General features: G+C 29.6%; 10 protein-coding genes. 9 read left to right on the top strand and 1 reads right to left on the bottom strand.

Annotated elements, in window-relative coordinates; genetic code table 11:
• Positions 1-547 precede the first annotated feature (547 nt).
• The 9 genes from HMPREF9630_RS07890 (at position 548) to HMPREF9630_RS07930 (ending at position 11,856) form a co-directional block, all read left to right on the top strand.
• Positions 548-2,335: a bifunctional metallophosphatase/5'-nucleotidase gene (locus HMPREF9630_RS07890; RefSeq protein WP_009527972.1), complete on the top strand. Its 1,788-nt coding sequence runs from the start codon at positions 548-550 to the stop codon at positions 2,333-2,335.
• Positions 2,336-2,460: 125 nt separating this feature from the next.
• On the top strand, positions 2,461-3,345 hold the full coding sequence (locus HMPREF9630_RS07895) for a DNA-3-methyladenine glycosylase family protein (protein ID WP_009527973.1): 885 nt from the start codon (positions 2,461-2,463) through the stop codon (positions 3,343-3,345).
• A 35-nt stretch (positions 3,346-3,380) separates the two neighbouring features.
• Positions 3,381-4,823 carry an ABC transporter substrate-binding protein gene (locus HMPREF9630_RS07900; protein ID WP_009527974.1) on the top strand — a complete coding sequence of 481 codons (1,443 nt, stop codon included), beginning with the start codon at positions 3,381-3,383 and terminating at the stop codon, positions 4,821-4,823.
• Between the two features lie 288 nt (positions 4,824-5,111).
• Positions 5,112-8,228: an EAL domain-containing protein gene (locus HMPREF9630_RS07905; protein ID WP_009527975.1), complete on the top strand. Its 3,117-nt coding sequence runs from the start codon at positions 5,112-5,114 to the stop codon at positions 8,226-8,228.
• Positions 8,229-8,320: 92 nt separating this feature from the next.
• Positions 8,321-8,554, top strand: a complete 234-nt coding sequence (locus HMPREF9630_RS07910) for a hypothetical protein (protein WP_009527976.1) — start codon at positions 8,321-8,323, stop codon at positions 8,552-8,554.
• Positions 8,555-8,842: 288 nt separating this feature from the next.
• Positions 8,843-9,460 carry a hypothetical protein gene (locus HMPREF9630_RS07915; RefSeq protein WP_009527977.1) on the top strand — a complete coding sequence of 206 codons (618 nt, stop codon included), beginning with the start codon at positions 8,843-8,845 and terminating at the stop codon, positions 9,458-9,460.
• A gap of 38 nt (positions 9,461-9,498) precedes the next feature.
• A complete protein-coding gene (locus tag HMPREF9630_RS07920) occupies positions 9,499-9,927 on the top strand; it encodes a flagellar protein (protein ID WP_009527978.1) in 429 nt (142 codons plus the stop codon).
• A gap of 71 nt (positions 9,928-9,998) precedes the next feature.
• Complete coding sequence (gene glsA / locus HMPREF9630_RS07925) at positions 9,999-10,925, top strand: glutaminase A (protein ID WP_009527979.1); 927 nt, start codon at positions 9,999-10,001, stop codon at positions 10,923-10,925.
• 190 nt (positions 10,926-11,115) lie between these two features.
• Positions 11,116-11,856, top strand: coding sequence for a CAP domain-containing protein (locus HMPREF9630_RS07930; RefSeq protein WP_009527980.1), 741 nt, complete (start codon positions 11,116-11,118; stop codon positions 11,854-11,856).
• 324 nt (positions 11,857-12,180) lie between these two features.
• Here HMPREF9630_RS07930 and rph read toward each other — a convergent pair whose 3' ends face one another.
• On the bottom strand, positions 12,181-13,521 hold the full coding sequence (gene rph / locus HMPREF9630_RS07935; RefSeq protein WP_009527981.1) for a ribonuclease PH: 1,341 nt from the start codon (positions 13,519-13,521) through the stop codon (positions 12,181-12,183).
• Positions 13,522-13,571: the final 50 nt, after the last annotated feature.

Here is a 13,571-nt window from a genome sequence, read left to right on the forward strand (position 1 = left end):
TTATATAATTGAATATGTATATAATAAAATGCGGAATTTAATCTATTTGATTAAATTTTTGCCACACAAGGGTTAGCAATTTTCTTAATCTAACACATTTAAACGTATTTTTTATAGCATTAATACTATTTTTCATTTGTAATATCATACAGTTTTGATTTCTATATTATGTATTTTTATGTGATTGTCATTGAGATATTTTATAATGTATGGCTTTTTAGTATAAATTTTTATTTTTATAATAAAGCAGGATTTTTACACTTGAATAAATATTGTATTGCAAATATAATTATAATTAAAAAATGTTTTAAAATAGTTTTTAAGTCCTTGTTAAAAATGATAATATATAATTAAAAATTTAAAAAATATTATTTAAGCAGTTTTTGCATTGTAAAAACAATTATTGAAAAGAATCTTATGCGATAAGTAGAGAGTATAAAATAATTGATGTAAATTATAAGGAATGTGATATAATTGTATTATAAATCACTATGTATGTGTAAAATTATAAATATAGATGTGAATTATTGATACATATGGAGTTGTCATGGTAGTAGATATAAATATACTTGCAAGTTCTGATGTGCATGGATATTATATGCCTTGGGATTATTCTATGGATAAACCTTATGAAAAAGGATCTCTTGCACAAATCTCAACGGAAGTTGAAAAACAAAGAGGATTATACAAAAATACAATTTTAATAGATGCGGGAGATATGTTCCAAGGGAACTGTTCTGAGCTTTTTTGCGAAGATGACATACATCCGGCGATAGTAGCTATGAATGAAATAGGATATGACATTTGGGAGATGGGCAATCACGAATATGGCTATGGAATAAAAAATTTGCAAAGGTTCATAGATGAATTCAATGGAGAAGTCATAGGAGGGAATGTCTACAAAGACAATAAAAGATTACATAAACCATATTGTATAATAGAAAAAGAAGGAATAAAAATAGGATTTATAGGGCTTGTGACCTCGCTGATAAATAAGTTTGAAAAAGGCGCTAAAGCTATGAGCGGAATAATTGCAACAGATATGAAACATGAGCTTGAACTCATAGAAAAAGAGCTTAAAGATAAAGTCGACTGTATAATAGGAGTAATTCATGCAGGTATTGATAATGAAAATAATGTAGCTAATACGGGAATAAGAGATTTATTAAAAAATGATGATAAACTTACAGCGGTGTTTTGCGGGCATTTTCATGATATTCAAAACTTCAACATAGGAAACACAACAATATTGGAGCCGGGTAAATTCGGACAGGCAATAGCAAAATTATTGCTCAGATTTGAAAAAAGCGATGGAAACATAAAACTCGTCAAAAAGACATCTGAGATAATTCCAATAGATGCGAGCATAAAACCTGACAGTGAAATAATAAAAAAACTTAACCATTTTCACGAGCGAGCTGTTTCATATTCTAATGAAGAGATTGGAATACTTATAAACGACTGTATGTCGGAAAAGTCGGAAATATCCAAAATACCGCAGATGAGAGTAAAACAAACCGGAATAACGGATTTTTTCTTAGAAGTTGTAAGATATTACGGCAATGCTGATGTGGCAATGATACAACTTGATAATGATAATGCAGGTATAAATAAAGGGATAATCAGAAGAAAAGATATAAATCGTAATTACACATATGTAAGCGGAGGGATAACCTCATATCAAATAACAGGTAAAGTATTAAAGAAAATATTGGAATATTCGGCATATTTTTTTAACGAAAGCAGATTTGGAGATGTTAATATAAGCTTTAATTATGAAAGACAGTTATATAAATATTCGAGTAACTATTTTTTCAGCAATTTAATATATGATATAGATTTGACGAGTGAAAAAAGAATAAAAAATCTAACTTATGAGAATGAAAGCCCAATTGGAGATGAAGATAAAATAATTTTTGCAACTACGAAATATACTATGGATATACTTATAGCCAATGTGTTAAGTGGTGAAGTTGTAAATAAAATATATTCAAGCAAAGATGAGCTTAGAGAACAAGGAAGTATTAGAAATTTATCTTGCAGATATATAAAAGAAGTATTAAAAGGCTTGGTAGAAATAAAACCCAAAAATAATTGGAAAATAATAACAGCACCAATCGAAAAAAATATAAGGGAGATTGCAATAAAACTTATAAATCAAGGATATATAAGCCTTATAAACAGTGAAGACGGAAAATGCAATATAAAATCTGTAAATATATATGATAAAGTCGATAAATTTGATAAAGGTTTAAAAAAATCGGGAATAGACATATCAAGATTTTCGACAAAGGGAGAGCTTTACAGATATGCAAATAGTTTTATTTTCGGATAAATATCAATAATTGCCTAAAGATTGAACATAAAAAATTACTTTAAATTATAGAAAATCTCATAAAAAAGAGTTATAAGATGTATGACTACATAAATGAAACATAATATTTGGGAAAGGGATTGTTTATGGATATAATACAAAAAAATGGAAATATAGTATTAAAAAATATAAAAGACTTTGTGCCGAAACATATATTTGAATGCGGTCAATGTTTCAGATGGGACTTGGAAGAGGACGGTTCTTATACGGGAGTTGTTTATGACAAGGTAATAAATGTTTCCTTGGAAGATGAGGATGTTGTATTGAAAAATACCAATGTGGATGATGTAGAAAATATATGGATAAATTATTTTGATATAGGTAAGGATTATGGACATATAAAAAAAGAACTGTCTGATATGGATGAGTATTTAAAAGAGTCCACAAAATTCGGCTATGGAATAAGAATATTGAAACAACCTTTTTATGAGATGGTGATTTCATTTATAATATCTGCAAGAAATGCCATACCTATGATAAAACGTTCAGTCAACAAGTTGTCAGAAGATTTGGGAGAACATATAGACACATATAACGGAAAAAAATATTATTCATTTCCAACTGTGAAATCTCTTGCAAATGCAGATATAGAAACTATAACAGCATCAAAGGTTGCTTTTAGAGCACCGTATATACAAAAAACGGCTAAAATGATAGTGGATGAAGATATACAAGAAAAAGATTTTGAAAAACTTACATTAGATGAAACGGCAGAAAAATTGACAAAATTTGCAGGAGTAGGAGCAAAGGTGGCTGATTGTATAGCTCTTTTCGGTTTGTCAAAATATGATGCTTTTCCTGTAGATGTATGGGTCAAAAGGGTTATGGAAGAGTTTTATTTAAAAGATACAAATATGTCGTTGCCTAAAATGAGAAAGTATTCAATAGAAAAATTCGGCTCTTTGGGCGGTTATGCACAGCAATATTTATTTTATTATGCAAGAGAAAAAGGTATAGGAAAAAATAAATAACATAATTGGAATGACATCAGAAGGGAGAAGGTTCGTTGAAAAAAAATCATGTAAAAATCGTAGCGGTCATGCTTATCCTTATATTGTTATTTTCAAGTTGTATTAATCAAAAACAAACAAAATTGGATCCTAAAAATCCTATTTTATTAAAGTTGGTGACATATTACAACAGTAAACAATTAGAAGAATTAAAGGAAATGGCGGATCAGTTCAATGAAACAGAAGGCTTAAAAACAGGGATAATAGTAGAAATAATAGGAATGAATACAATTTCCAAAACTAATGAACATATTTTAAAAGCGGCTTATAATATGGCTGGAAGTGAAGACTTTCCTGATATGTTCATAGCATATAAAAGTATAGTACCGTATCTGATAAAAAGAAAAGAATTGGTTGATTATAGAGATTATTTCACTGATGAGGAATTGGAAAAATATCAACCTAATTTGATAGCATCAGGTAAAATAGAAGATGATGAAAAGATATCTATGCTTCCACTTGGAAGTTCGGTCAATATGATGTTTGTGAACGATACGGAGTTTAAACTGCTTAGGTATAAGATAGGTGTAAATTATAGTAGTATAAAGACATATGAAGGACTTATAGAATCTGCAGAAAGATACTATAATTATACTGACTCTCTTACAAAGACTCCAAATGACGGGAAACCTCTATACACTACAGATACAGTGGCAGAGCAGGTTTTATCCATATGTAGAGAAATGAATAAAGATTTGATAACAGAGGAAAACGGGAAAGCCAAGATTAATTTTGATTATGAAGTTGCAAGAAAGCTTTGGGACATATTTTATGTACCTATAATCAAAGGGTATTTTATAAGGAGCGGAAGATATGCTTCAGAAGATATGAGGACAGGAAAAACTCTTTTGGCACTTTCCTCAACAACAAGCTCAGTTTATATGCCTAACAAAATAATGGAAACTAATGGATATATAAGAAGTATAACTATGAAAGCTTTTAATGCGCCTCATTTGGAAAATCATAACAAGGTAAACATAGTTCAAGATGGAGGAATTTTTACGGCAAAATCTATGAAATTGAGGGAAGAAGCCTCCATACAATTCATAAAATGGCTTACAAATAAAGAAAATAATTTGGAGTTTGCAGTGGAATCAGGTTTTGTACCTGTAAAGACCGATAACAGCGATATAGACTCTATAAGAAATAAAGCACAAGCAAGATATATAGATGAGCTTATCAGAGAGTCTATAGTTATGTCGAAGTTACAAATGGAAGAAAATGAAGAGTATGTTTTGCCGAATGTAGATGCATATGAAGAGATTAGAATGGCGATAGAACGTGCATTTTTCGATGATATAAAGAATAATAGGAAAAAGCTTTTGGAAAGAGTAAAAAACGGTGAAAACTATGATGAGGTATTGGCAGAGTATTTGAGTGAAAAATCATTTTATGAGTGGCGAAACGGAGTTGTATATAGGCTAGAAAAAGGCATTTAAAACCTATGTAAAATTAAAAATAAATCTTGCCAAAAACTTATTTAAGCAATAAAATATGAAATATAAATAACTTTAATAGATTTTATAATTTTGAGAGTATATAAAAAATTAAATTTGACTTTCCTTAAATACTTATTATAAAGATTTTTATATGCACATGATATTTATTATTTAACGAAAAAGACTTGATATATGTATATAATAATGCATTTGCAGGTTTAATTATTAGACGGTAAAATTTAATTATATTAAATATTTCTATTAAAAATAAGCAAGGAAAGATAATCTATGTTTAAAATGAATAAAAAGGATATAACATTTAAAAATAGACATTCTATAACATCTATAATGGTATTAAGCTTTTTAGGTGTGTTGCTGATACAGTTAGTAGTGTTGTTTTTTAACTTTATTTTGCTGAGAACCGATCATAAGTTGGAGCAAAATACATATAGATATATTCTTGAAAAGGTGGAAAGCAGAAGTAGAGAACTGGAGCGCTACCTTACAGAATTATGGGCAAACAGCGAATATATGAAACAGATTATGGATTTCTCGCAGACGGTATATAATGAGCATGTAAATTTGGGAAAGAATTTTGTAATAAATAAAGACATAAGCGGTTCATTATTGGATATGGTGGAGCTCATGGAAATCAGTGGAGCGTTTATAGTATTTGACGATAAACCGGATATGCTTGGAATAAAAAAAGCTGTACATTTGGCAGATGCAAACTTAAGAACCAAATTTGCAGATAAATCGGATATAATTTTAAGGGTTGGAGAAGAAAAAATAGCCGGAGATTTAGGCGTTTATCTTGAAAATGATTGGAAACCTTTTATAGATACGAGGACCATGTCAAAGACTATATATGAAAAAGCTATAAAAATAGCTAAAACTGTAAATCCGAGAGAAAAGACAGGTTTTTGGTTTTCGCCATCTGATGTGGCGGATACAAACGGCAGAAGTATATATTTCATACAACCGCTTTTTGACGACAGCACAGGTATTTTTTACGGTGTTATAGGAATAGAAGTGGGCGATGAGCTTATAAATGAGATACTTAGATATACAGAATTGTCAGAAAGTGGTAAGGGAGCATATATTTTGGCAAATGAAAAATATGTTTCTGCGGTAAATACCAATTACGATGTAATTTCTATACAAGGTCCTTATGTAAAAAGACTTGTAAAAGACAATGAGTTATTTGCTCATAAGATAAAAAATAAATATTATAATGAAGCGTACAAAATACAAGATAACAAATATCTTACAGTATTGGATTTTGAAAATACTAATAAAGATATGACATTGATAGCGATACAAAGACCCATAAGATTATCAGCGAAAGACTCATCGGAAAATATAGATACCAATTGGTATCTTATGGGAGTAATAGATAAAAGTGAATTGGAGATATATTCAAAAGAGCTTATTAAAAGCATAATCGAGACCCTGTTGTTATCACTTATTATAGATGGTATTATAATATATTTGGTTTCGTATCTAATAGGATATCCTTTGAGAAAACTGTCGAATGATATTAAAGAAAGTTACACAAAAGGCGGTCTAAGAAAGATAAAGCATATGAATATAGTTGAAATAGACAATATTATAGATACAATAGAAGTTTTGTCGCAAAGATTATTGTCAAGTTCAAAAAAATTCCAAGGCATTTTAGATTCGGCATCTATACCTATAATAGCCGTTGAGAAAGATGAAGCAAGCGGCGTGGTATATAAGATGGGTGAGCTTTCTTCAATATTTCCTGGCTATATAAACAATGAGAAATTTGAAGTACGAATGAGTGAGGAAGAATATGACAAGGCCTCAAGATATTTTTTCTCAGACACCATAATAATAGACAGTATATATGATATAGAAAAAGATACACAAATAGACATTCGTAAGAAGATATGGAATGGGGAAAGTTACTATATAAAAGTAATAACAAGACAAGTAAAAAACTATTGGAGAACATATGAAGATATGTCCGACGACAGTAATGAAACATCAGATAAAAAAACTGTCACATTACAAGTAATAATGGATTATACAAAAGATATGATAGAAAAGATAAAGATTCAAAAAGAAAGAGACTTTGATGTACTTACAGATCTTTTGAACAGACTGTCTTTTAAAGAAAGAGTTGAAGACTATATAGAAAAAGACATAAGAAAAACTAAAAAAGCCGCAATGGTTATGTGGGATTTGGATAATCTTAAATATGTAAATGACACATATGGGCATGATTTCGGCGACAGTTATATAAAATGTGCAGGGAATATAATAGGAATGCTTCAAGGCAAAGATTCATTTGTAGCGAGGGTATCAGGTGACGAATTTTTTGCATTCATACAATATGAAGATGATAAAAATGAAATCAGGCGAAAGATAGAAAATATAAAAATTAAACTTAACAATACTAATCTGAAAGTTTCAGATGATATAAGCGTGAGAGTCAGAGCTACATCAGGCATAGCGTGGTATCCTGATGATGCTACTGTATATGATGACTTGCACAGATTAGTAGACTTTGCAATGTATACAGCTAAAAATTCACAAAAAGGAAGCATAGGAGAATTTAATAGAGATAGTTATGATAAAAACTATATCTTAATATCAGGAAGAGAAGATTTGAACAAGTTCATCGATGAAAAGCAGGTGAAATTTGCTTTCCAACCTATAGTAAGTGCAAAAGACGGAGAAGTATTTGCATATGAAGCACTTATGAGATCAGTGTCGGATAAGATAAAAAATGTTGGCGATATAATGAGACTTGCAAAATCACAATCAAAACTGCTTGATATAGAAATTTTGACATTTGAAGGAGTCCTTAGAACCGTATCAAAATATACAGAAAAATTTAAAGATAAACATATATTTATAAATTCAATAGCCAGTACATCAATACCTGAACATAGATTTTATGAGCTTTTAAATAATTATAAAGATATTATAGACTATTCTAAAATGGTCGTAGAAATTATAGAAAGCGAAGAGGTTGATTTAGATTCTCTTTCAATAAAACAAAGATTGGCAACGGAAATAAATGCCCAGATAGCAATAGATGATTTCGGTTCAGGGTATGCGACTGAGTCATGGTTGTTACAAGTAAATCCTAATTTTGTCAAAATAGATATGGCACTTATAAGAGATATTGATAAAGATATGGAAAGACAGTCGATAGTTGAAAATATCTTAAAGTATACAAAAGAACGCAAAATAAAAGTTATATGTGAAGGAGTTGAAACACATCAGGAAATGAAAAAACTCATAAATATGGGAGCAGATTTTATACAAGGCTTTTATTTAGCAAAACCTGATTTTGAAATAAAAGATATAAGCAGAGAGAAAAAACGTGAAATTCAAGTATTGAATGTATTAAAAGGAGGTCAAAGCTTTTAAGATATAGAAAAACACTTCACAATCACACCAATTTAATCTTTTTAATTATTTGTATATTTAGCAAAATCAGAAAGGAAGTACGGTAATAAGCAATGAAACAGGGTATCGATCAAGAATTATATAATGTGGCAAAAGAAAAAAGAACAAAAAAGATGATTGAGCAAACCCATAAGAAAAATTCAAAAATGAATTTAAGTTCGGATAACTTTGATGAATTTATAGGGAAAAAGAAAACATTTAAACAAAAAAGTGAAAAATCTTTTAGAAGAAATCAGAGAAATTTTGAATATGATTATGAAGAAGATTTTTATGAACCGGGATATTAAAAAATGATTGAATTATAAGCACTACCTTATTACAAAATAGGTAGTGCTTTTTTAAAAAAACATCAATTACATTTTGACAAAAATTATATAACAAGATATAATATTAAAAAGCAAATTAATTTTTATACTGTATAATTATAAAGTTAGTTTGCTATATTATTATATTATTGTACTTTTTTAGTTTATAAAGTTATATTACATAGTAAGGTTTTGAATAAGTTTTTGTCGGATGTATAAGATTTGATATGAACTTATGGTTTTTGTCTTTTCTGCATGGAGGTGGAAAAAGTGAGAGTAGGTAGGATAAACTTGGTAAAGTTTATGCCGTATAGAGATGTTAAGATGATACTCAGGTATTTTGCTATGAAAGGTGTAGCACAAGGTGCATCAAAAGAAAATGATTTGTCTAAGATAAATACACTTCAACCATATGATGATAGAGATATAAAACAGCAAATAAAATCCAGAAATGCTTTAAATGATTTGGTTTTGGATACCATAGAGGATTCAAACTTAAATTCTATGCAAAATGGTACGACTGTGTCTGCAAAATCACAAATAAGACTTATGAAAGCTATGAGACTTATGAGAAAAGGAAGTAAAGTTTCAGGCTTGGATTTGCTTGCAAAATCTGATTCTAAAAGTGCAATTATGAATACTGACAAGACTAATGTGAGTACATCTCAAAAAACTGACACTAAATATTTTAGCGATGAAAAAGTGCAAACCGTAGCAAAAGAAAAAAATATAGATAAAAATGATAATCAGAAAAAAGAAAATATATCAGTAATAAAAGAAGACAGTAAAAAAGAAACTAAAACAGTTATGGAAGAATATGCCGATTTATTAAAAAGACTTGATGAGAAAAAAGAACAGGAAAAGAAAGATAAGGATAAAGACAATTAAGCTCATTAAGGAGTATTTTATTTCGGAGGTGATACTGTTTGAAGATAAGAGTGAAGCCTACAATAGGCAAGGATGAAGAGTTTCATATAGAAGATAAAGAAAACTATACAAAATTGGAAATGGACAAGATGTATCGAATTGTGCGTGATTATCTCTATGATCACCAAGGAGAAAATGCTATTAAAGTATCAGACGATACAGGTGTGCCACGAAAAGTGATAATGACTTTTTTGAGGCAAGGAAAGATATCATTGGCAGAAAATTCGAGAACATGGCTTAGAAAATGTAAAAAATGCGGTGCTCTGATAGAGACCGGAGATAATTGCATCGAATGTATGCAAAAAAAGATGAGTCAGATATTAAATCCTGAAGAAACTCAAGTGAAAAAGAAAAACATATCAGGATATTCAACTAATAATATCAATGCTCATGATAACAGTTATGGACGAAGAATAAGGAAAAAATAAAAGATTATATTATAAAAAGATAATATAATCTTTTTTAAATGAATGAAAAAATTATTTATTTGGAGGATGATATGGATAAGAATATTCTCGAAGATATTTTGCAAAATAACAGAAAATATATACAATTAGGTGAAGTTGCTACATATATACCCCAACTTGCAAAAGCAAATAAAGAAGACTTAGGCTTATGTATAAAGGATATGAATGGAGATATGTATGCTTGTGGAGATTATGAAAAAAAATTTACCATACAATCTATGTCAAAGGTAATAACATTTACTTCCTGCCTATTGGATAATTCTATTGAAGATGTGAAAAAAACAGTATCCTTCGAGCCTACATCTACTGCATTTAATGCAATAGTGGATTTGGAAATTAAAAACAGACACAGACCCTTAAATCCATTTATAAATGCCGGAGCTATAGCTTGTATAAGTATGCTAAAAGAAAACACATATCAAGAAAAATTTGATAGAATAATAAATTTTATAAAATTGTTATCCTTAAATGAAAACATAGATTATGATGAAGAAGTTTATGAATCTGAAAGAAAAACAGGTTCAAGAAACAGAGCGCTTGCTTATTATATGCAAAGCACAGGCATAATAGATAAAGATGTAGATATAGAAAAATTGCTGGAAGTATATTTTAAAATATGCTCTATAAAAGTAAATTGTATAGACTTGTCCAACATAGCACTCATATATGCAAACAACGGAGTAAATCCGTTTACAAAAGAAAGATATTTTTCAAAAGAAGTAAGCAAGATAGTAGTTGCAACTATGGCACTTTGTGGTATGTATGATGAATCAGGAGAAATAGCTGTTACCGTAGGTATACCTTCAAAAAGCGGAGTGAGTGGAGGAATACTATCAGTGCTTCCGAGCAAAATGGGAATAGGAATATATGGACCTGCATTAAACGATAAAGGTACAAGTGTAGCAGGATTAAAAATATTGGAAAGCGTAAGTGAAAAATTTGATTTAAGCATATATTAATTTTTTATTTACAACTTTAAGCATAAAATTTTACCTAATTATAAAGTAGATTTAATATGAAAGTAAAATATATATTATATAATAGCAAGTACAGTATATTAATATTGAAAAATTTCTAAACATAGGAATTGTTTTAAAAGAAAATCAGGATAAAAATAATTTTATTCTATATGAAAAAGGAGAGAACTTGATGAAAAAGCTGTCAAAAATAATTATGATTTCTATTCTTATAGCAGGAATTATGGCGCCTTCCAACATTTTTGCAGGCCAATATGCAAGCTATAATGCTAAGACCAACACGATAGATATAATATCTACAGTAAATGGAACATATGAACAAAAAACACAGGCAAATAAAGAGATTAAAGAAATATATACAAAGCTACAAAAAGATAAAAAAGATATAAAGAAAATAAAAGTGAATTTGATAACACCCAAAATAAATATAAAAAAACAACAAAAAAAAGTAATGCTTACACAAAATGAGATGGCACAAAAAGTCCTTGAACTTGTAAATGAAAAAAGACGTGAAGCAGGGCTTAAAGAGTTGACCTTGAGTGAAGACTTGATGAAGGGCAGTAAATGGAAAAATGATTATATGGCACAAACTAACGATTATGGACATATACCAAAAGACGGAACAAGTATGGGAGTTCAAGGTGCAAAATTTTATTCGACAAACTTTGTAGGGGAAAATATACATGTATCCTACAGTTTGCCGAGTGAATATAATGATTTAACACCACAAAGTTTATTTCAAGGCTGGTGGAATTCACCGGGACACAGAGCAAATATTTTGAACGAAAACTATACGCAAATGGGTATGGCATATACAAATTCATTGACTGGTGTGAAAAGTGGTGATTTTAGAGCATATTATGCGACACAATGGTTCGGTAATCCTGAACTTGTAGCACCAAGCGATTATTAATAGTGTTTAGTATCAGTGTTTTTTTATTATATAATTAATCTATTATAAAAAGCATTAATACTAAAATTCAATAGAATAATAGCTTTGTGTAAATTAATAAAATATAACACCATTTAATACAATCTTTATATTAAACTTCTATAAAATAACGGTGCAAAAGAGAAAAATAAGACATAATCCATTTCAAAAAATATATTCTCAAAAGTATAATTTTAAGGGATTTGAACATGGTATATATTTGGGGAAATATTAGTATTACTATAAATTATCTGATGATTAGTATAAAAGCTGTTGTAAATTTTTACAACAGCTTTTAAAATGCCTTTAATTTTTTAAAAATTCTTCCAATTTTTCAAGCGATTTTGCTCTATGTGATATGAGATTTTTTACTTCTTGTGATATTTGAGCAAATGTTTTAGAACGTGCAAGATTATCGTCAGGCAAAAACAGAGGGTCATATCCGAAACCGTTTGAGCCTACCATAGTAAAGCCTATTTTACCTGTACATTCTCCTCTAAATACATATTCTTTTCCATCAGGATATACAAGTGCGATCACCGATACAAATTTTGCAGTTCTTTGATCAAGTGTAAGTCCCATTAGTGATTTTAACAGTTTTTCGTTATTTTTTAAATCTCTCGGCTCTTCATTTGTAAATCTTTTTGACATAACACCAGGTTTACCGTTTAATGCGTCAACCATAAGTCCTGAGTCATCCGCAATGCATATTTTTCCTGTTCTTTTGCTAAATTCTCTTGCTTTTATAAGTGCATTTTCTTCAAATGTTTCGCCGTTTTCTTCAACTTCCACATTTTCTAAATTATAATCTAAAAGGGATTTGTGATTTATATTATATCTATCCAGTATTTTTCCTATTTCATCAAGCTTGTGCCCGTTTCCTGTAGCAATCATAATTTCTATGTCTTTTTCAGTTTCTCCTAAGATTAACTCAGTTATTTCTTTTCCTAAAATTTCTTTTTGAGTTGCGATTATTTTTTCGTTTCCTTTTGTTGCAAGGTCTAATAAATTATTTAATCTGTCTCTTGAAAACGGTGATTGTTCACCTGTACCTTGTACTTCTATAAATTCTCCCTTATCATTCATAACTATATTCATATCCACTTGTGCATTGCTGTCTTGCTCATAGCAAAGATCCAAGACATTCTCGTCTTTTACTATACCTACACTTATTGCGCTTACAAATGAGTTGATAGGGAATTCGCTTATTATTTTTCTGTCATAGAGTTTTTTGGCTGCCAGAGCGAGTGCAATGAAAGAACCGTTTATTGATGTGGTTCTTGTTCCTCCGTCAGCTTGTATAACATCACAATCTATCCATATTGTGCGTTCACCAAGTTTTTTAAAATCGACTGCATTTCTTAGACTTCTACCGATTAATCGTTGTATTTCGTGACTCCTGCCATCGACTTTGCCTCTTGTTGAATCTCTTAGTTTTCTTTGTTTTGTTGAACGAGGTAGCATAGAATACTCTGCAGATATCCAACCTGTACCTGTATTTTTTAAAAACGGAGGTACTTTGTCTTCAATAGAGGCTGTACATATTACTTTTGTTTCGCCAAACTCTATGAGTACGCTGCCTTCTGCATATTTTGTATAATTTTTTATGATTTTTATATTTCTAAGCTCATCATTTGCTCTTTGCATTTACGCACCTACTTTTTTATGTATATTTTTAAAATATTTATTGTATGTAA

This window comes from Peptoanaerobacter stomatis, from assembly GCF_000238095.2.
Taxonomy (GTDB): domain Bacteria; phylum Bacillota; class Clostridia; order Peptostreptococcales; family Filifactoraceae; genus Peptoanaerobacter; species Peptoanaerobacter stomatis_A.

Excerpts from the sequence above, each read along its gene's own strand:
- HMPREF9630_RS07905 (WP_009527975.1), top strand. The coding sequence starts at position 5,112 with ATGTTTAAAATGAATAAAAAGGATATAACATTTAAAAATAGACATTCT.
- HMPREF9630_RS07890 (WP_009527972.1), top strand. The coding sequence starts at position 548 with ATGGTAGTAGATATAAATATACTTGCAAGTTCTGATGTGCATGGATAT.
- HMPREF9630_RS07910 (WP_009527976.1), top strand. The coding sequence starts at position 8,321 with ATGAAACAGGGTATCGATCAAGAATTATATAATGTGGCAAAAGAAAAA.
- rph (WP_009527981.1), bottom strand. The coding sequence starts at position 13,521 with ATGCAAAGAGCAAATGATGAGCTTAGAAATATAAAAATCATAAAAAAT.
- HMPREF9630_RS07895 (WP_009527973.1), top strand. The coding sequence starts at position 2,461 with ATGGATATAATACAAAAAAATGGAAATATAGTATTAAAAAATATAAAA.
- glsA (WP_009527979.1), top strand. The coding sequence starts at position 9,999 with ATGGATAAGAATATTCTCGAAGATATTTTGCAAAATAACAGAAAATAT.
- HMPREF9630_RS07930 (WP_009527980.1), top strand. The coding sequence starts at position 11,116 with ATGAAAAAGCTGTCAAAAATAATTATGATTTCTATTCTTATAGCAGGA.